Below are 19,157 nucleotides of genomic sequence, written 5' to 3' on the forward strand. Positions count from 1 at the left end.
CCTCTCGATCGGGGGGTCAGGACGCGGGGATCAGGCCCTCGGCGGCGAGGTTCTCCCACAGCGCGGAGGGGATCTGCAGCGAAGCGTACTCGGCGTTCTGCCGGAGCTGCGCCGGACGGCTGCCCCCGACGACCACCGAGCGCACCACGTCAGACTGCAGCGGGAACTGGATCGCCGCGGCCGGCAGGGGCACATCGTGATCGGCGCACACCGCGGCGATGCGCACGAGGCGGTCCCACAGCTCGTCGGGGAGCTGCCCGTACTCGTAGCGGCCATCGCGTCGCGGCTCGTTCGAGGCGAGGAGGCCGGAGTTGAACACGGACGCCGCGACGATCCCGGTCCCGGTCTCGCGGCACGCGGGCAGCACGTCGACCGCGGCGGGCTGCTCCAGCAGCGTGTACCGACCGGCCACCATCACGAGGTCGAGGTCGGCGGAACGCACCGACGCCGCGAGGGCGTCCGACACCATCGAGCCGATGCCGATCGCGGTCACCTCACCGTCCGCGCGCAGCTGCTCCAGGGCGGGAAGGGCCTCGGCGAGCGCGAGGTCGAGGTCGTGCCGCTCCGGGTCGTGCAGATAGAGGAGGTCGATGCGCTCGATGCCCAGGCGCTCGCGCGACTCCTCCAGGCTCGTCCGGATGCCGTCCGCCGAGAAGTCCCACACGCGCTGGAGGTCGTCCGGCACGTGGAAGTCGTTCGCGGTGTCGAGGCCGCCGGCGTGGTCGGGGTTCGGGCGCAGCAGACGGCCGACCTTGGTCGAGAGCACGTACTCGTCGCGCGGCTTGGTCTGCAGGAAGGCTCCGAGTCGGCGCTCGGACAGCCCGAGGCCGTAGTGCGGAGCGGTGTCGTAGAAGCGGATGCCGCTCTCCCACGCCGCGTCCAGCACCGCCCACGCGTCGTCGTCGGACAGCTCACGGAAGAGGTTGCCGACGTTCGCGGCACCGTAGCCGAGGGTCGGGACGGTCAGGCGCTCAGGCGTGGACATGCGCACCCGTCCAGGTGTACTCCGCGATGCTGTCGGCCTTCATCTCCATGCCCGTACCCGGCGCGGTCGGAGCCATGTAGGAGCCGCCCTGGATGTCGGTCGGCACGACGAAGTGCTCGTGCAGGTGGTCGACGAACTCGATCAGGCGGCCTTCGCGAGTGCCTGAGACGGCGACGAAGTCGAACATCGACAGGTGCTGCACGGCCTCGCACAGCCCCACGCCGCCGGCATGCGGACACACCGGCACGTCGAACTTCGCCGCGAGCAGCAGGTTGGCGATGTTCTCGTTCACTCCCGCGACGCGGACGGCGTCGATCTGCATGACCGAGATCGCGTCGGCCTGCAGGAGCTGCTTGAAGATCATCCGGTTCTGCGCGTGCTCACCGGTGGCGACACGGATGGGCGCGACGCCGCGGGCGATCTCGGCGTGGCCGAGGATGTCGTCGGGGCTCGTGGGCTCCTCGATCCATGCGGGGTGGAACTCGGCGAGCGCGTTCACCCACTCGATCGCCTCGGAGACCTCCCAGCGCTGGTTCGCGTCGATCGCGATGGGGAAGTCCGGGCCGCACACCTCCCGAGCCTTCCGGAAGCGGCGGATGTCGTCGTCGAGGTCGGCGCCGACCTTGAGCTTGATCTGCGTGAATCCGTCGGCCATGGCCTCGCGGGCGAGGCGCTCGAGCTTCTCGTCGGAGTAGCCGAGCCAGCCGGGGCTGGTCGTGTAGCCGGGGTAGCCGGTGGCGAGGAGCTGCTGCTCGCGCTCGGCCCGCCCGGGCTCCGCCGCGCGCAGGATCTCCAGCGCCTCCTCGCGGGTGAGGGCGTTGGTGAGGTAGCGGAAGTCGACGAGGTCGACGAGCTCCTCCGGGGCCATCCGGGCGAGGAGCTGCCAGAGCGGCAGGCCCGCGCGCTTGGCCTTGATGTCCCACAGCGCGTTGATGACGGCGCCGATGGCCATGTGCATGACGCCCTTCTCCGGCCCCAGCCAGCGGAGCTGCGAGTCGCCGATGATCTCGCGGAACGTGCCGCCCATGTCATCGAGCAGCGGTTCGATCTCCCGCCCGACGAGGTGTCCGGCGAGCGCGTCGATGGCCGCGACCTGCACGTCGTTGCCGCGGCCGATCGTGAAGACGAAGGCGTGCCCCTCGATGCCGTCGCCGGCGTCCGTGCGGACGATGACGTACGCGGCGGAGTAGTCGGGGTCCGGGTTCATCGCGTCGGAGCCGTCGAGGCTCAGCGACGTGGGGAAGCGGATGTCGGTGGTGTCGAGGGCGACGATACGGCTCACGGGGTTCCTCTCCATGCGCGGGTCGTTCTTCCGCGCGGATCTCTTGGAGTGTAAACATCCGATGTCTATACTGTCAACGAGACCGGCCGCTGAGCAGCGGCCTCCCGAACGATCAGGAGAATCATGAAGTTCGCGCGGCTCGGCACCCCGGGGGCGGAGATCCCCGTCCTCCTGGAGGGTGACCGCTACCTCGACCTCCGCCCGGTGACATCCGATGTCAACGGCGACTTCCTTGCGGGAGACTTCGTCGCCCGCGTCGCCGCCGCCCGCGACGCCGGGGAGCTCCCCGAGCTGCCGGACGCCGCGACGATGCGCATCGGCGCCCCGATCGCCCGCCCGAGCGCGGTGATCTGCATCGGGATGAACTACGCCGCGCACGCCGCGGAGTCGGGGTCGGAGCCGCCGACCATCCCCATCATCTTCCTCAAGACGCCCAACACGGTCGTCGGCCCCAACGACGCGGTGACGATCCCGCGCGGGAGCGAGAAGACCGACTGGGAGGTCGAGCTCGGCATCGTCATCGGCGCCCGCACCGCCTACCTCGACTCCCCGGAGGAGTCGATGGCGCACGTGGCCGGCTTCGTCGCCGCGAACGACGTGTCGGAACGGGACTTCCAGATGGCGGTGTCCGGCGGGCAGTGGTCGAAGGGCAAGATCGCCTTCGGCTTCAATCCCACGGGTCCCTGGCTGGTCACCCCGGACGAGGTGGACCATCAGGCGCTCGGCCTCCGCAGCTTCGTGAACGGCGAGCCGCGGCAGGACTCGAACACGAGCGACATGATCTTCACGGTCGAGCAGATCGTGCACCACCTGTCGCAGTACGTCACGCTCGAGCCCGGTGACCTGATCCTCACCGGCACCCCGCAGGGCGTGGCCCTGTCCGGCACGTACCCCTACCTGGCCGCGGGCGACGTGGTGGAGATCGAGATCGACGGCCTCGGCCGCCAGCGCCAGGACTTCGTCGCATGGGAGGCAGAGAAGTGACCCTTCGAACTCAGGGAACCGACGCGGAAGGCCTCGTGGCCATCGTCACCGGAGGAGCCTCCGGCATCGGCGCGGCGATCGCCGACCGTCTGCACGAGGACGGCGTCATCGTCGCGGTCCTCGATCGTGACACCACGCACGCCGACGAGCGGTTCGCCGCGTTCACCGCCGACGTCTCCGACCGCGCGAGCGTGGACGCCGCCGTCGCCGCCGTCGCCGAGCGCTTCGGCCGCATCGACATCGTCGTCAACAACGCCGGCATCGGTGCGCAGGGCGACATCGCCGCGAACGACGACGACGAGTGGGCCCGCGTCCTCTCCATCAACGTCACGGGCATCGCTCGGGTGACCTCGGCGGCATTGCCCTGGCTGCGGAAGTCCCCCGCCGCCGCGGTGTGCAACACGGCCTCGATCGCCTCGACCACCGGGCTCCCGCAGCGGGCGCTGTACTCCGCGTCGAAGGGGGCCGTGTCGGCGCTGACTCGCGCGATGGCCGCCGATCATCTGCGCGAGGGCATCCGCGTCAATGCGGTCAACCCCGGCACGGCGGACACCCCCTGGGTCGGACGACTGCTCGACTCCGCGGCCGACCCCGCCGCCGAGCGGGCCGCGTTGGAGGCACGGCAGCCCCACGGACGACTCGTGAGCCCCGACGAGGTCGCCGCCGCGGTGGCCTACCTCGTGAGTCCCGGCGCGGGCTCCACCACGGGCACCTTCATCGAGGTCGACGGGGGGATGGCGCAGCTCCGCCTCCGCCCCGAGTGACTCGATCCTCCCGACGGCCCGGTGTCTCCCCGCGAGACCCCGGGCCGTTCTCGTCCCGTCCCGCCGCGTCCTCGTCGTTCGGGATCAGAACCGCCCCTCCACTCCCCCCCGTACGCCCCTTTCTGATCCCGCACACGGGTGTCCTCGCGGGCGGGATCAGAATCGCTCCCCGACGCCGCGGCCGCGGACCGTTTCCCATCCCGCACGCCACGAGGCGCCCAGGAGGGACGAGCGTGAGCGGTACAACGCCCATCCGGGCGCGATCAAAAGCGGGCCTGGACGGGGCTCCGGAGGTGGCATATTGCACCCGCCCCGCGTAAGGGGCGGGGGGAGGGGGGCTAGAGGGAGTAGAAGGAGGTGGCGGTGGCGTGGAAGAGGGCGTCGTGATCGATGCCGCGGGACGTGGCCCAGGCCGCCACGGCGTCGGCCCAGCGGCTGCGTGCGGACGGCTGATACACCGGAAAGCCGTCGGCGGAAGCGCGGGGATCGTCCGGCACCGCGGGGCCGACCGCCGACACGGGCCAGTCGCTCCCCCCCATCAGGCGCTCGGGACCGAAGACGTCGGCCGCGGTGTCGAGGAAGGGCTCGAGCTGCGCGAGGCTCCAGTCCCCTCCGGCCTCCGCGGGCAGTCCGGACACCTTGCAGAATACCCCGGGGTGTCGCGCCAGCTCGGCGAGGTCGCGCTCCCACTCCACAGAGGGCGTGCGCGGAGCAGAAGCCGTCCCGACCTCCGGCTTGCCGAGGTGATCGAGCACGATCCGCAGCTCGGGGATCGCGCCGGACAGTCGTGCGACGTCGGGGAGCTGCGCGGCACGCACGCACGCGTCGAAGGTCCACCCGTGCGCCGCGACCTCGCGGGCCCCGGAGATGAAGGCCGACGAGAGCATCATGCCGTCCGGCTCCCCCTGCAGCAGATGACGCACGCCGACCACGAGGGGCTCCGCGGTGAGGCTCTCCAGGTGCACCGTGGTGTCGGTGCCGCGATCGAGCCGAGCGCCGGCGACGATGCCGACCACCCCGAGTCGTTCCGCCTGCCCTGCCACCCACCGCACCTCCGCGAGGAAGTCGTCCTCGGCGGTCTCGGCCTGCACGAACACGGCCCGTTCGTCCGTGGCCCGCTCCACCCGCGCATGCTCGAACTCGCCGGCACCGAAGCGCCGCGCGAGCGGTCCCTCGAGCCACGTGTACCCGAGGGCCCCCGGGTCCCACAGGTGCAGGTGCGAGTCGAGGATGCGCATGCCCCCATCCTGCCGCAGACATCGGATGTTGTGCGAGGATGAGCGCCATGGCAGTGACGGACGAGGCGATCGAGAAGATCAAGGCGATGATCGTGTCGGGCGAACTGGCCCCCGGCGATCGCCTGCCCCCGGAGAAGGAGCTCTCCGAGCGCCTCGGCCTCTCCCGCAACTCGATGCGCGAAGCGGTCAAGGCGCTGGAGGTCATCCGCGTGCTCGACGTCCGTCGTGGTGACGGCACCTATGTCACGAGCCTGGAGCCGCACCTGCTGCTGGAGGCGATCGCGTTCGTCGTGGACATGCACGACGACGACTCGATGCTGGAGATGTTCGCCGTCCGCCGGATGCTCGAATCGCAGGCCACCGGGCTCGCGGCGACCCTGGGCACGGACGAGGCGATCGCGGCCCTGCAGGACGAGGTGGAGGCCGTCGACGCCTCCGTCGGCATCGAGGAGCTCGTCGACCACGACATCCGCTTCCACCGCGAGATCGTGGGCATGGCGGGCAACGCCTACCTCGCGAGCCTCATCGAGCACCTGAGCAGCCAGACGGTCCGGGCCCGGGTATGGCGGGGGCTCACGGAGGGCGGCGCTGTGGAGCGCACCCTGTCGGAGCACCGCGCCATCGCCGACGCCATCGCCCAGCGCGACTCGGCACTGGCCACCTCCCTCGCCACGGCCCACATCGCGGGTGTCGAGCGGTGGTTGCGGCAGGCCGCCTCGGCCTGACCCGTCAGGCGCCGAGTCGCTCCATCGCGGCGTCGAACTCGGCCGCCGAGCTGTCGCTGACCTCGTGGAACAGCACCTGGTCGAGCACGTCGGGCGCGGCGGTGAAGTAGGGGACGCCGGCAGCGCGCAGCCCGGTGATGTCATCGGCCGTCCGCAGCGACGCGGCGAGGACGTTGGAGGCGCTGCCCGCGCACATCTCCTGCATCCGGGCGATGAGGGCGTCGCCGTCCATGCCCGCGTCGCGCATGCGCCCGAGGTAGGGCGCGATGTACTGGGCACCGATCGAAGCGCACGCGAGCGCCTGCGCGACGGAGTAGACCGCCGTGACGAGGACCGTGGCCCCGTCACGGACGAGGGCGGAAGCGGCAGCGAACCCGGCTGCGGTCGCGGGCACCTTCACCGCGACGCGGTCGCCGAGCGCGCGGATGCCCTCCGCGTTCCGGAGGAAGGAGGCGGTGTCACCACCCCACGTCTGGAAGAACACCTCCCGGGCGCCCTCCTCGACCCAGCGGGCGTAGAGGTCGGGGATCTCCCCAGCCGTCCGCCCGCCACGCTCGAGGATCGTGGGGTTCGTCGTGACACCGTGCACGACCCCCGCGGAGAGCAGCCGCGCGACACGGTCGGTGTCGGCGCTGTCGACATACAGGCGGGGCGCGATCGCGGTCATCGGGGTCTCCTCGCGGGCAACCTGTCGTTACAGGTGGGGCTTCGGCTAATGTAATGACAGCTCCCGAACCTTGTCAAAGACCGGGAGTCCCGCGCTGTCGAGGAGGATCAGGAGCGAGATGACACCCGCACACCCCGGCGACCGCTCCGGCGTCGTCATCGTCGGCAGCGTGACGGCCGACGTCACGACCTTCTCCCAGCGGCTCCCGGCCCGCGGCGAGACCATCCTCGGCGACGAGTTCACGCTGATGCTCGGCGGCAAGGGCGCGAACCAGGCCGTCGCGGCGGGACGCTCCGGCGCCCGCACGAGCTTCGTCGGCTGCGTCGGCGACGACCTGTTCCACGACCTCGTGGTGGACGGTCTCACCGCCGCCGGCGTCGACCTCGCGCACCTGCGCACCGTCCCGGGCCCCACCGGCATCGCGCACATCCGCGTCGACGCCTCCGCGCAGAACGACATCGTCATGGTGCCGCTCGCGAACGCCGCCCTGAGCACCGAGCAGATCGACGAGGCCCTCGCAGCGCTCGCCCCCACGACCTCGGTGCTGCTCACCCAGCTCGAGACCCCGTCCGCCCTGACCGCCCACATCACCGCCCGGGGACGCGAGCACGGCATGACCGTGATCCTCGATCCGGCACCGGCGGCGGAGCTGGCAGCGGAGATCTGGCGGAGCATCGACATCGTCACCCCGAACGAGACCGAGGCATCGCTCATCAGCGGCATCCAGGTGACCGACGCCGCCTCCGCCGAACGCGCCGGACACTGGTTCCTGGAGCAGGGTGTGGGCGCCGCGGTCATCACGCTGGCCGGACAGGGGTCGTGCGTCGTCACCGCCGAGGGCGCCACCGTCGTCCCGCCGTTCCCCGTGGAGGCCGTCGACACCACCGCCGCGGGCGACGCCTATGCCGGCTACCTCGGCGCCGCGCTCGCGAGCGGAGCGGCCCTCACCGATGCGGTGCGGCTGGCGACCGCCGCGGGCGCCCTCACCGTCACGAAGCAGGGGGCCTCGCCCAGCCTCCCCCACCGCGCCGACGTCGAGGCCTTCCTCGCCGCGCGCACCGCGGCCCCCGTCGCGAACTGAACCAGGAGCACACGATGCGCAAGACCTCGACCACGATCAACCCCGCGCTCTCCCGCGTCATCAGCGAGACCGGGCACACCGATCTGATCGTCGTGACCGATGCCGGGCTGCCGATCCCGCCGGGCGCCGAGCGCATCGACCTCGCCTACCGCCCCGGCGCCCCCGCCTTCCTCGACGTGCTCGACACGGTGCTCGCGGAGCTCGTCGTCGAGGGCGCGACGGTGTCGGCCGAGGTCGCCGAGAAGAGCCCGGAGGTGCTCGACGCCCTGCGCGAGCGCTTCGCCGATGCGGGGTTCGAGATCGAGCTGGTCCCGCACGTCGAGTTCAAGCGGCGCACGCACGCCGCCCGCGCCTTCGTGCGCTCCGGGGAGTTCACCCCGTACGCGAACGTGATCCTGCACGCGGGGGTGGCGTACTGATGTCCCTCATCGAGGACGCCATCGACCGCCACAGCGCGGCGCCCATGTACGACCAGCTCCGGCAGCTCATCATCGACGGCATCGCCCGCGACGGTCTGCAGCCGGGCGATCCTCTTCCCGGCGAGCACCGGCTGTGCGAGCGCTACGGCATCTCCCGCACGGTCGTTCGGCAGGCGCTGGCGCAGCTCGAGCACGAGGGACTCGTCGAGCGCGTGAAGGGCAAGGGCACGTTCGTCTCCCGCCCGCGCACGAGCGAGAGTCTCGTGCACACGCTCGTCGGGCTGTACGACGACGTCGAGCGGCGCGGCGGCCATGTGCACAGCGACGTCCTCCGCCACGAGCAGACCGTCGCGGACGAGGAGGTCGCCCTGGCCCTGGAGGTGCCGGTCGGATCGCCGGTGATCGTGCTGGAGCGGCTGCGACACGTGGACGGCGAGCCCTGGTCGCTCTCGACCACGTGGATGCCCGAGGCGGTGGGGGCGGTGACGCTCGGCGCGGATCTCACCGAGGCGTCGCTGTACCGGCTGCTCGCCGACCACGGCATCATCGCCACGCACGGCGTCCGCTCGGCCGAGGCGACGGTCGCCACGCACGAGCAGGCTCAGCACCTCGGTGTGAGCGCCGGCTCCGCCCTCCTCCGTCTGCGCAGCATCAGCCGCAGTGAGGACGGCGTGCCGATCGAGTACTTCATCGCGTACCACCGCGGAGACCGCTCGCGCTTCGAGTTCCAGCTCCAGCAGGAGCAGTCCCAGGCCTCGTTGATGCACGTGGACGGATCGGGCGGCGCCTCCCCCGCGGGCACGGTGGGCTGACAGCGGCCCCGGTACGCTCGAGGCATGAGCGACTGGACCAGCACCGCGATCGCCCTGCTGGAAGCCGATGCCAACCGCAGCGCCGACACACACCTGCACCTGTTCCCGCGGCCGCCGGAGTGGGGCATCGACCTCTACCTCAAGGACGAGTCGGTGCACCCGACCGGCTCGCTCAAGCACCGCCTCGCGCGCTCCCTCCTCCTCTACGGGCTCGTCAACGGGCGCATCCGTGAGGACACGACCCTCGTGGAGTCCTCGAGCGGATCGACCGCGGTGTCGGAGGCCTACTTCGCCCGCATGCTGGGGCTGAAGTTCATCACCGTCGTGCCCCGGTCGACGGTGCAGGAGAAGATCGACCTCATCGAGTTCTACGGCGGAACCTGCCACTTCGTCGACCGCCCGGAGGACATGTCGTCGGAGGCCCAGCGCCTGGCGGCGGACTGCACCGGGCACTACCTCGACCAGTTCACGTTCGCGGAGCGCGCGACCGACTGGCGCGGCAACAACAACATCGCCGAGAGCGTGTTCAGCCAGCTCGCCCAGGAGCGGCATCCGATCCCCCGCTGGATCGTCACGGGCGCCGGCACCGGCGGCACCAGCGCGACGTTCGGCCGCTATGTGAAGTACCGCCGCCATGACACCCGGATCGCGGTCGTCGACCCCGAGGGCTCGGCCTTCTACGACGGCTGGGCGGGGACGGTCGACCCGCCGGCCGGGCGGCCCAGCCGCATCGAGGGCATCGGGCGGCCGCGGGTGGAGGCCTCGTTCGTGCCGTCCGTGATCGACGAGATGATCCAGGTGCCGGACGCGGGCTCCATCGCCGCGATCCGCCTTCTCCGCGAGCGCACCCTGCACTGGGCGGGCGGGTCCACCGGCACGAACCTCTACGGCGCGTTCCAGCTCATCGCCCGGATGCGTGCCGCGGGCGAGACCGGCAGCGTCGTGACCCTCATCTGCGACAGCGGTGTGCGCTACGCCGGCACGTACTACTCCGACGAGTGGGTGGCGCAGCAGGGGTGGGACCTCGCCCCGCACCGTGCGCGGCTGGAGCGGTTCCTGGAGACCGGCGTCTGGGCGGAGTGATCCCCGGGTTACGCTGACCCCATGACCACACTCATCCTCACCGTCGCGGGTGCCGATCGTCCTGGCCTCGTGGCCGCCGTCGCCGATGTCGTCGATGCCCACGGCGGCAACTGGGAGAACAGCTCCCTCGCCGAGCTCGCCGGCACGTTCGCGGGTGTCATCGAGGTGTCCGTGCCGACGGAGCGCACGGGGGAGCTCGAGACCGCGCTCCGGGCGATCCAGGGCCAGGGTCTCCTCACGCTCTCGGTGCTCACCGGCACGCCAGGGCCGTCCGAGGACGAGGAGCAGCTGCTCGTGATGCAGGTGCTCGGCAACGACCGCCCCGGCATCGTGCGCGAGGTCTCGGCGGTGCTGAACGCGCACGCCCTGAGCATCGAGGAGCTCACGACCGAGACCCGCGAGGCGGCGATGGCCGGCGGAAGGCTCTTCGAGGCGTCGGTGATCGCGAAGGTCCCGCCGACGGTCGACCTCGACGCCCTGCGTGCCGACCTCGAGCGCCTCGCGTCCGAGATCCAGGTCGACATCAACCTCGGCTGACCCCGTTCGCCGACCCACCCCCTTCGGTGCCGCCCACCCCCTTCCGGACGTCCGAATAGGGCCGGGGCGCACGAAAGAGGGTGGCTCGGCCGGGAAACCAGGAGTCAGAGGCCGGAGTACCGCCGCACCCAGTACTCGGTGTAGGCGACGTGAGCGGACGCGGCGGCGGAGGCCGCGACCGGATCCGCGGCAGCGAGGCCGCGCAGGATCGCGCGGTGGCCGGCGTCGGAGTGGATCTTGAGCTCGGCGGCATCCTCCGGGTCGGAGATCCGGTAAGCCCGGGAGCGGGAGCGCAGCACGTCGATCAGGCTCGTCAGGGCCTCGTTGCCCGCGACCGATGAGATGGCCATATGGAACTCGTGGTCGAGGCGGGACTGCGCCTCGAAGTCCGTCGTCGACTCGATCTCCGTGAGCACCTCGTCGAGCGCGGCCACCGTGTCGTCGTCGATACGGGCCGCGGCGAGCGCCGCCGCATGCGGCTCGAGCACCCGTCGGAGCTCCGTCAGCTCCAGCACCCCCGCCATCGGCAGCAGCCCGACCGTGAGCGAGAGACTGCCGATGAGATCGGCCGCGCGGAGCTCGCTGACGTAGCTCCCGGAGCCGTGCCGCGTCTCCAGCACGCCGAGCGCGGCGAGAGTCCGGATGGCCTCACGGAGCGATCCCCGTGAGACGCCGAGCCGTTCGCAGAGCTCTCCCTCGCTCGGCAGCCGGTCGCCGGGGCGCAGAGCGCCGTCGGCGATGAGGGCCCGCAGCCCGTGCAGCGCCGTGTCGAGTGCGCTCATCGTCATCCTCTCCGCCACTCCCCCACCCCTCGTGAAGTCTGTCGGACACACCGGCGGCCGCAAACTCGTATGACAACTATGTTTCATCTTCGCGCTTTCGTAGCCAAAACCGAAGGCGTGTGGCAAAGTTGTGCAACAACTCGCCCCCACTCACCGATGAGGTCCGATGCCCGCTCCGCAGTTCCCCGCTCCGCTCACGCTGAACTCCGGCCTGCGGGCGCGCGACGCCTGGCCGCTCGACCCGACCGTGATCCACCTCAACCACGGGTCCTTCGGGGCGGTGCCGTCGGTGGTGGTCGCCCATCAGGACGCCCTGCGCCGCCGTGCCGACCTGAGCCCCGTGGAGTGGTTCCCGCGCATCGCGGAGCGCGTGCAGGAAGCGAGGCAGCGGACGGCTCCGTTCGTCGGCGCCCGCGCGGAGGACAGCGTGTTCGTGCCCAACGCCTCCGCCGCGGCCACCGTCATCTACAACGCCCTCCAGCTCGAGAGGGGCGACGAGATCCTCGTCACCGACCAGGGCTACGGCGCCATCACCATGGGAGCCGAGCGCCTCGCCCGCCGGTTCGGCGCCGCCGTCCGCACGGTCGCCCTGCCCCTGCTCGCCGATGACGACGAGATCGTGGAGCTGTTCGCCGACGCCCTCACCCCGCGCACGCGGCTGCTCGTCGTGGACCAGATCACCTCGCCCACCGCTCGCCTGCTGCCGACCCGCCGCATCGCCGACCTCGCGGCCGAGCGCGGCGTGCGCACCCTCGTCGACGGCGCCCATGCTCCCGGCCTCATCCCGGACGCGGCGGCCGTCGCCGGCGGCGACTGGTGGTTCGGCAACCTGCACAAGTGGCCCTGCGCCCCGCGCGGCTCCGCCCTCCTGGTCACCACCGCCCCCGACCGCGACGAACTCTGGCCACTGATCGACTCCTGGGCCGCGCGGGAGCCGTACCCCGAGCGCTTCGACACCCAGGGCACGATCGACGCCACGACGTACCTCGCCACCCCCACCGCGATCGAGTTCATCGAGGCCGAGTTCGGATGGGCGGCCGCCCGCGAAGCCATGGCAGCGCGCGCCGACGCGGGGGCCGAGCTCATCGCCGAGGCCCTGCGCCCGTTCGGCGACGAGGACCCGCTGACCCCGCTCCCCTCACCGGTGCCGTCCATGCGCCTCATCCGGCTGCCGCTCGGCCTCGGTGCCACCCGCGAGGAGGCCGACGCGCTGCGCATGGACCTCCTCGACGAGGTCGGCGTGGAGACCGCGTTCACGAGCTTCCGCGGCGTCGGCTACTTCCGCCTCTCCGCGCACCTGTACACCGAGGCCGCCGACGTCGAGGCGTTCGTCGAGCGCTGCGTCCCGGCGATCCTGCGCCGCGCCGGCATCCGCCCCGCGGACGCCCTCATCCTCCCCTGACCCGCATCACCTCCCGCACGACCCACCCGAACACCCACCCACCCCCACCGAGAGGCACATCGTGAAGAACAAGATCTTGACGACCGCAGCCGGAGTCGGCACCGTCGCCGTCCTCGCACTCACCGGATGCTCCGGAGGCTCCGGCTCGTCCGGCGGCGACGGCAGCGTCACGCTCCAGATGGTCGAGAGCCTGACGAACCCGGCGCGCACCGAGCTCCTCCGCGGACTGCTCGACGAGTTCGAGAAGGACAACCCCGACATCACCGTCACCCTGGTCTCCCCGCCCACCGAGCAGGCCGACCAGAAGATCCAGCAGATGCTGCAGTCCGGCAAGGGCGTCGACGTGCTCGAGGTGCGCGACATCACCGTCGGGCCGTTCGCGAACAACGGCTGGCTGTACGACCTCGGCGACGATCTGAAGAAGTGGGACGGCTGGGACGCCCTGACCGAGAACGCGCAGTCGGCATCGGTCGCGGAGGACGGCAAGAGCTACTTCGTCCCCTACGGCTTCTACGGCCTGTCGCTCTTCTACCGCACGGACCTCGTCGAGCAGGCCAGCTTCGACGGCCCGCCGCACAGCTGGAAGGACCTGCTGGAGCAGGCGTCCGCCATCCAGGACCCGTCGAACAACATCTACGGCTACGCCTTCCGCGGCGGCCAGAACGCCAACAGCAACGTCGTCGCGGCGATCGAGGCCTACACGATCGACGGCCTCGACACGGAGGACGCGTTCCTCATGGAGGACGGCTCGACGATCTTCGCCGCGCCCGAGGCCCAGGAGGCGGTCGACGACTACTTCGACCTCTTCAAGGAGGCCTCGCCGCCGTCCGCCGTCTCGTGGGGCTACCCCGAGATGGTCGCCGGGTTCACCAACGGCACCACCGCCTTCCTGCTGCAGGACCCGGAGGTCATCGCGACGGTGCAGGACTCCTCGCTGACCGAAGACCAGTGGGACACCGCCCCGCTGCTCGTCGGCCCGTCCGGCAAGGCCGCACAGCCCCTCGCCGTCGCCGGCTGGGGTGTCGCGGAGAACAGCGAGCACAAGGAGGCGGCGGTCAAGCTCGTCGAGTTCCTGTCGTCGGCCGAGCCCGCCACCGAGTTCGCGCAGGCGAACAGCCTCGTCCCGATCATCGCGGCCGCCGCGGACGACGAGTTCTACTCGACCGGCCCCTGGACGAGCTACGTCACCATGACCGAAGACCCGGAGACGTATGTCAACGTGCGTCAGCCGCGCGGGGTGAGCTGGTGGACCGAGTGGATCCAGAAGTCCGACCAGGACGTGCAGAGCGTGCTGCTCGGCAACATGTCCACGAAGGACCTCCTCGCCTCGTGGGACGCGTTCTGGACCGAGAAGTACGCCGCGGAGAAGGGTTGATCCGTGGCCCGCACCATCCGTGAAGGGGGCTCCGTCGGCACCGCCGGCGGGGCCTCCCCGGCATCGCGTCGTCGCCCCTTCCGGGGTCGCACTGCGCTCACCCTGCTGGCGTTCCTCGCGCCGGCGATCGTCTTCGTCTGCTGGTTCACGTACTGGCCGATGCTGCAGGGCGCCCGCATGGCGTTCCACGACTGGAACCTGTGGGACCTCACGTCGACCCCGTTCGTCGGCATCGACAACTTCCTCGCCGTCTTCCGGGACCCGGCGTTCCCGACCGTGGCGTGGAACTCCGTGCTCTGGGTGGTCGGCTCGCTCGTGCCGCAGCTCGTGATCGGCTTCCTCATCGCTCTCGCCCTGCGCAAGCGATTCCGCTTCCGCGGGCTCTACCAGGCGCTGGTGTTCTTCCCGTGGGCGGTGTCCGGCTTCCTGATCGGCATGCTGTTCCGCTGGATGTTCAACGCCGAGTTCGGCGTCGTCAACGACCTGCTCATGAAGGCGGGTCTGATCGACGCGCCCCTGCCGTGGCTGGCCGACCCGAAGCTCGCGATGTTCGCCGTGATCGTCGCGAACATCTGGTACGGCGTGACCTTCTTCGCGATCATGATCCTCGCGGCCCTGCAGTCGGTGCCGGACGAGATGCTGGAGGCGGCGAGCCTCGACGGCGCCGGCAAGGTGCGGCAGCTGTTCTCGATCATCATCCCGTACATCTCGATGACGTTGCTGCTGACGATCCTGCTGCGCGTGATCTGGATCTTCAACTTCCCCGACATCATCTACGCGATGACGAACGGCGGCCCGGCCAACCAGACCCACATCATCACGACGTGGATGATCAACTACACGCAGCAGGGCAACTACGGCATCGCGAGCGCCATCGGGCTCATCGTCGTGGCCTTCCTCATGGTGTTCTGCGCGTTCTACCTGATGGCGATGCGGAGAGTGCAGCGATGACCATCACCTCATCCGTCCGGACCGGCTCCTCGGTCACGGAGACCCGTCGCATCACGGTGCCCGACCCGAAGGCCGCCCCGCGCCCGAAGCCCCGCGTCACGGTGGGCGGCGTGGTGCGTGTCGTCGGCCTGGGGCTGTGGCTGCTCATCACGCTGTTCCCGCTGTACTGGATCACGCTCACCGCGTTCAAGTCGCCGGGCACGATCAACCGCTTCCCGATCGAGTACTGGCCGAGCGAGCCCTCGCTCGACAACTTCACGAGCCTGTTCGAGAAGAGCTCGTTCGGGACGTTCCTGGCCAACTCGGCCATCGTGGCGGTGTCGGCCGGCGCGGTGGCGACGCTCATCGCCCTGCTCAGTGCGTACGTGCTGGCGCGGTTCGAGTTCCGCGGCAAGGGGGCGGTGCTCATCGCGTTCCTGCTGACGCAGATGATCCCGGCGTTCATCGCCCTGGGACCGCTGTACTCGATGATGACCGACCTGGGACTCGTCGACACCAAGCCGGGGCTCATCCTCGTCTACATCGCGATCTGCATCCCGTTCTCCACGGTCATGCTGCGGGGCTTCTTCGAGAACGTCCCCGACGCGCTGGAGGAGGCGGCGATGATCGACGGCTGCTCGCGCCTGGGTGCCCTGTTCCGGGTGCTCGTGCCGGTGATGACACCTGGCATCATCGCGGCGTTCATCTTCAACTTCGTGAACTGCTGGAACGAGCTGTTCCTGTCGGTCGTGCTGATGAACACCGACGCGAACCGCACCGTCCCATCGGCGCTGAACGGCTTCATCTCCACGTTCAACATCGACTGGGGCTCCATGAGCGCCGCGGCCGTGCTGACGATCCTCCCGACGATGGTGATGTTCGCCCTCGCCAGCCGCTGGATCGTCCAGGGCCTCACGGCCGGGGCCGTCAAGGAGTAACCCGCCCGAAGAGCGCAAATGGTCCCATTCCGCGACGGAATGGGACCATTTGCGCTCTTCGAAGGCTTAGACGAGCCGGGACTTCGGCGACACCGAGTACGTGTGCTCGGCGTCGCGGTTGACCGTGTCGCCGAGGGCCTCGTCGATCGCGGTCATCGTGTCGGCGTCGAGCTTCACGCCGGAGGCCTTGACCGTGTCGGCGAGCTGCTCCGGGCGGGAGGCGCCGACGAGGGCCGCTGCGACGTTCGGGTTCTGCAGCACCCACGCGATCGCGAGCTGCGGCATCGACAGCCCCGCCTGCTCCGCGATCGGCTTGAGGCGCTGCACCGCGGTGAGGATGTCGTCCTGCAGGAAGCTCTTGATGAAGCCCGCACCCGAGTTCTGGTCGGTCGCCCGCGAGCCCTCCGGCACCGGCTGCCCCGGCAGGTACTTGCCGCTGAGCACGCCCTGCGCCATCGGCGACCAGACGATCTGCGAGATGCCGAGCTCCTCCGACGCGGGGACGACCTTGCCCTCGATGACCCGCCACAGCATCGAGTACTGCGGCTGGTTCGAGATGAGCTGGATGCCGAGCTGCTTCGCCAGCGCGTGCCCGTCGCGGAGCTGCTCCGCGGTCCACTCCGAGACGCCGATGTAGAGCGCCTTGCCCTGCCGCACGATATCGGCGAAGGCCTGGAACGTCTCCTCCAGCGGGGTCTCGTGGTCGAAGCGGTGCGCCTGGTACAGGTCGACGTAGTCGGTGCCGAGACGCTGCAGCGAGCCGTTGATCGACTCCATGATGTGCTTGCGGCTCAGGCCGGTGTCGTTCGGACCCTTGGGACCGGTCGGGAAGTAGACCTTCGTGAAGATCTCGAGGCTCTCGCGACGCTGACCCTCCAAGGCCTTGCCGAGCACGACCTCGGCGGCCGTGTTGGCGTACGTGTCCGCGGTGTCGAACGTGGTGATGCCGGCATCCAGGGCGGCGTGCACGGTCTTGACCGCCGCGTCGTCCTCGACCTGCGAGGCGTGCGTGACCCAGTTGCCGTAGGTGATCTCCGAGACCTTGAGACCGCTGTTGCCGAGATAGCGATAGTTGACCATGGACCAACGCTAGTCCCGCCAGGGGGACCGGCGGGCCGGATCGGCCGCGATCATCAAGCAGTGGCGGGCGAAGGTTCGCGGCGGCGGGACGTGACCGCGGCCCCGACCAGCACCCCGACCGCGGAGAGCGCGCTGACCGCGTACAGGGGCAGCGCCCACGGGGAGGCATCGGCGCCGCTGATGCCGAAGGTGTCGGCGAGCCCCATGCCGGGGCCGAACGACGCGACGAAGTAGGCCGGCGCCCCGCCCATGAGCAGCGCGAGGAAGGTCATGCCGGCCACCACCGCCGGAGCCCGCGTGAGGAGGCAGACGACCGCCGTCCCGACTCCCAGGCACACACCCGCGCCGAGGATGCCGAGGACGGTCTGCGGCATGAGGCTCTCTCCGGCGTTCGACATCGCGGCCCTGACCTCGTCGAGGGAGAGGCCGCCCGGCGCCGCGGCGAGCGGGTTCAGCACGAGGATCTGCACGGCGGCGAGCGCGGCATACGCGGTGACGGCGAGCACGCCCGCGACGCAGATCCAGAGGGTGGGGCGCGGCACCGGTGTCATGCGGTCACCCTAGGCAGGGCTGCTGAGAGTCTCCCGGTACTCGCGCCAGGCGTCGCCCAAGCGGCGCACCCCCTCGGTGAGCACGTCGTCCGGCGCGGTGAACGGCAGACGCACGTGGTCGTCCGGCGCGGCGGCCGAGACCGCGAAGGCCCCGGTGCCCGCGATCGAGACCCCGTGCGCGGCAGCGACGCGCGCGAGAGCCGCCGCAGAGCCCCGAGGCAGCCCCGCCCACAGCGAGAGTCCGCCCCGCGGAGCGTCGTAGGTCCAGTCGGGGAGGTGCGCGGCCATCAACTCCTGCAGTAGGAGGAGGCGTTCCCGGTGCACGCGACTGTTGGCGCGGCGGAGCTCCGTCGCATGGGCGATGAGGTCGAGGGCGAGGAGCTGGCCGGGCACGCTCGTGGACTGGTCGGCGAGCTGGCGCGCACCGCGCAGCCGTCGGACCAGGACGGGGTCGGCGCGCAGCCACCCGATCCGCAGCCCGGCCCAGGCCCACTTCGACACGGACTCGACGACGAGCACCGGGGCGTCCGGCCGTTCCGAGGCGAGCGTGGGCGGCACGATCCCGTCGAACGAGATGCCGGCGACGACGCGGTCCTCGATCACGGGCACCCCGTACTGCGCGGCGAGTTCGGCCACGCGATGCCGCGCCGCCCCGGGCAGACGCGTCCCCGTCGGGTTCTGGTGGTGCGGGTTGAGCGCGACGAGCACGGGACGCAGTCGGGCCATCGCCTGCTCCAGCGCATCGACGTCGAGGCCGTCCGCCCCCATCGGCACGCCGTGGACCGTCCCGCCGCGCAACCCCACGGAGTCGGTCACGCCCGGCCACGTGATCTCCTCCGCGAGGACGACGTCCCCCGGCTCCACGAGCGCGTTGACGACGAGGCTGATGGCCTGCTGCGCGCCGTGGGTCACGAGGATCTGCTCGGGCGTGGTCGGCGTCCCCTCGGCGCGGTACATGTCGGCGATGAGTTCGCGGAGGGCCGGGAGACCCGCGGGGTCGGTCTCCGGGAGCAGGGCGAGGTCGAGCCGCGGCTGGTGGTCGCGGATGAGCTGCACACCCAGATCCGGGATCTGCGGGACCGTGCGGAGCAGGTCGATCGCGTTGGGGAGTGCCGAGAACAGCGCCTCGCCACGTCCCGGACGGCGGTCGGCCGCGGGCGCCGTCCTCGCCCCCGACACCCTCGTCCCACTGCCCTGCCGGCGCTCCACGAGACCCTGCTCCGCGAGGGACGCATAGGCGGACACGACCGTGCCCCGCGAGACCGCGACCACCGCGGCGAGGGCGCGTTCGGCAGGCAGGCGGTCGGCGGGGCGCAGCTCACCACTGTTGATCAGGGCGGCGATCCCTGCAGCGAGTCGGGTGGAGAGGGTGCCGTCGCCATGGGCCCAGCGGCCGAGGCGTGCGACGAGCGCGGCCGCGGAGACCTCCCCGCCCTGAACGAGAGGGCCGGGGGCCGATCCGTGGGCCACCGGCGTCGTATTGGCCCTGTCGAGGGTGTCCATGAGACCCGATTCTGGACCA

The 19,157-nt window shown here is 70.8% G+C and carries 20 protein-coding genes; 12 read left to right on the plus strand and 8 right to left on the minus strand.

From position 1 onward, the window contains the following. Positions 1-16: 16 nt before the first annotated feature. On the minus strand, positions 17-985 hold the full coding sequence (locus tag AB0310_RS08310) for an aldo/keto reductase (RefSeq protein ID WP_363446397.1): 969 nt from the start codon (positions 983-985) through the stop codon (positions 17-19). Beyond that, positions 972-2,267, minus strand: coding sequence for an L-fuconate dehydratase (locus tag AB0310_RS08315; RefSeq protein ID WP_259954351.1), 1,296 nt, complete (start codon positions 2,265-2,267; stop codon positions 972-974). The genes AB0310_RS08310 and AB0310_RS08315 overlap by 14 nt, the downstream gene beginning before the upstream one ends. Before the next feature lie 123 nt (positions 2,268-2,390). Here AB0310_RS08315 and AB0310_RS08320 point away from each other — a divergent pair, with 123 nt between their 5' ends. Further along, entirely contained in the window at positions 2,391-3,251 is an 861-nt protein-coding gene (locus AB0310_RS08320; RefSeq protein WP_268777036.1) for a fumarylacetoacetate hydrolase family protein, read from the plus strand. Continuing rightward, positions 3,233-4,015, plus strand: a complete 783-nt coding sequence (locus AB0310_RS08325; RefSeq protein WP_268777035.1) for an SDR family NAD(P)-dependent oxidoreductase — start codon at positions 3,233-3,235, stop codon at positions 4,013-4,015. The genes AB0310_RS08320 and AB0310_RS08325 overlap by 19 nt, the downstream gene beginning before the upstream one ends. 338 nt (positions 4,016-4,353) lie before the next feature. Here AB0310_RS08325 and AB0310_RS08330 read toward each other — a convergent pair whose 3' ends face one another. Beyond that, a complete protein-coding gene (locus AB0310_RS08330; protein ID WP_366237002.1) occupies positions 4,354-5,253 on the minus strand; it encodes an amidohydrolase family protein in 900 nt (299 codons plus the stop codon). 47 nt (positions 5,254-5,300) lie between these two features. Here AB0310_RS08330 and AB0310_RS08335 point away from each other — a divergent pair, with 47 nt between their 5' ends. Further along, positions 5,301-5,978 (plus strand): FadR/GntR family transcriptional regulator, encoded by a 678-nt coding sequence (locus AB0310_RS08335; protein ID WP_187662527.1) that lies wholly within the window; start codon positions 5,301-5,303, stop codon positions 5,976-5,978. A 4-nt stretch (positions 5,979-5,982) separates the two neighbouring features. On the opposite strand, the gene AB0310_RS08340 is transcribed toward AB0310_RS08335, so the two are convergent. Next, positions 5,983-6,645, minus strand: a complete 663-nt coding sequence (locus AB0310_RS08340; protein ID WP_268777033.1) for a transaldolase family protein — start codon at positions 6,643-6,645, stop codon at positions 5,983-5,985. Positions 6,646-6,763: 118 nt separating this feature from the next. On the opposite strand from AB0310_RS08340, the gene AB0310_RS08345 reads away from it, so the two are divergent. Genes AB0310_RS08345 through AB0310_RS08365 form a run of 5 tightly spaced genes read left to right on the plus strand, consistent with a single transcriptional unit; the run spans position 6,764 to position 10,577 of the window. Beyond that, a complete protein-coding gene (locus AB0310_RS08345) occupies positions 6,764-7,726 on the plus strand; it encodes a ribokinase (protein WP_259954360.1) in 963 nt (320 codons plus the stop codon). Between the two features lie 14 nt (positions 7,727-7,740). Next, positions 7,741-8,145, plus strand: a complete 405-nt coding sequence (rbsD, locus tag AB0310_RS08350; protein WP_187662530.1) for a D-ribose pyranase — start codon at positions 7,741-7,743, stop codon at positions 8,143-8,145. Then, entirely contained in the window at positions 8,145-8,957 is an 813-nt protein-coding gene (locus AB0310_RS08355; RefSeq protein ID WP_187662531.1) for a GntR family transcriptional regulator, read from the plus strand. The genes rbsD and AB0310_RS08355 overlap by 1 nt, the downstream gene beginning before the upstream one ends. Before the next feature lie 24 nt (positions 8,958-8,981). Then, on the plus strand, positions 8,982-10,040 hold the full coding sequence (locus AB0310_RS08360; RefSeq protein ID WP_366237003.1) for a PLP-dependent cysteine synthase family protein: 1,059 nt from the start codon (positions 8,982-8,984) through the stop codon (positions 10,038-10,040). 21 nt (positions 10,041-10,061) lie between these two features. After that, positions 10,062-10,577, plus strand: a complete 516-nt coding sequence (locus AB0310_RS08365) for a glycine cleavage system transcriptional repressor (RefSeq protein WP_366237004.1) — start codon at positions 10,062-10,064, stop codon at positions 10,575-10,577. Between the two features lie 104 nt (positions 10,578-10,681). Here AB0310_RS08365 and AB0310_RS08370 read toward each other — a convergent pair whose 3' ends face one another. Then, positions 10,682-11,359 (minus strand): FadR/GntR family transcriptional regulator, encoded by a 678-nt coding sequence (locus AB0310_RS08370; protein ID WP_060922368.1) that lies wholly within the window; start codon positions 11,357-11,359, stop codon positions 10,682-10,684. 166 nt (positions 11,360-11,525) lie between these two features. Between AB0310_RS08370 and AB0310_RS08375 the strand changes: the two genes are divergently transcribed. The 4 genes from AB0310_RS08375 (at position 11,526) to AB0310_RS08390 (ending at position 16,004) form a co-directional block, all read left to right on the plus strand. Further along, positions 11,526-12,761 (plus strand): aminotransferase class V-fold PLP-dependent enzyme, encoded by a 1,236-nt coding sequence (locus AB0310_RS08375; RefSeq protein WP_292793422.1) that lies wholly within the window; start codon positions 11,526-11,528, stop codon positions 12,759-12,761. 61 nt (positions 12,762-12,822) lie between these two features. Beyond that, positions 12,823-14,136: an ABC transporter substrate-binding protein gene (locus tag AB0310_RS08380; protein WP_366237005.1), complete on the plus strand. Its 1,314-nt coding sequence runs from the start codon at positions 12,823-12,825 to the stop codon at positions 14,134-14,136. Positions 14,137-14,139: 3 nt separating this feature from the next. Continuing rightward, positions 14,140-15,087: a carbohydrate ABC transporter permease gene (locus AB0310_RS08385; protein WP_187662536.1), complete on the plus strand. Its 948-nt coding sequence runs from the start codon at positions 14,140-14,142 to the stop codon at positions 15,085-15,087. Then, complete coding sequence (locus AB0310_RS08390; RefSeq protein WP_197971853.1) at positions 15,084-16,004, plus strand: carbohydrate ABC transporter permease; 921 nt, start codon at positions 15,084-15,086, stop codon at positions 16,002-16,004. Before AB0310_RS08385 ends, AB0310_RS08390 begins: the two co-directional genes overlap by 4 nt. Positions 16,005-16,070: 66 nt before the next feature. On the opposite strand, the gene AB0310_RS08395 is transcribed toward AB0310_RS08390, so the two are convergent. The 3 genes from AB0310_RS08395 to AB0310_RS08405 are packed head-to-tail and all read right to left on the minus strand — an operon-like array spanning position 16,071 to position 19,138. Beyond that, positions 16,071-17,084, minus strand: a complete 1,014-nt coding sequence (locus AB0310_RS08395; RefSeq protein ID WP_187662537.1) for an aldo/keto reductase family protein — start codon at positions 17,082-17,084, stop codon at positions 16,071-16,073. Positions 17,085-17,137: 53 nt separating this feature from the next. Further along, entirely contained in the window at positions 17,138-17,635 is a 498-nt protein-coding gene (locus AB0310_RS08400; protein ID WP_259954366.1) for a hypothetical protein, read from the minus strand. A gap of 9 nt (positions 17,636-17,644) precedes the next feature. Further along, positions 17,645-19,138 (minus strand): aminotransferase-like domain-containing protein, encoded by a 1,494-nt coding sequence (locus AB0310_RS08405; protein WP_366237006.1) that lies wholly within the window; start codon positions 19,136-19,138, stop codon positions 17,645-17,647. Between the last annotated feature and the right edge of the window lie 19 nt (positions 19,139-19,157).

The sequence above is a fragment of the Microbacterium meiriae genome (genome assembly GCF_040702565.1).
Taxonomy (GTDB): Bacteria; Actinomycetota; Actinomycetes; order Actinomycetales; family Microbacteriaceae; genus Microbacterium; species Microbacterium meiriae.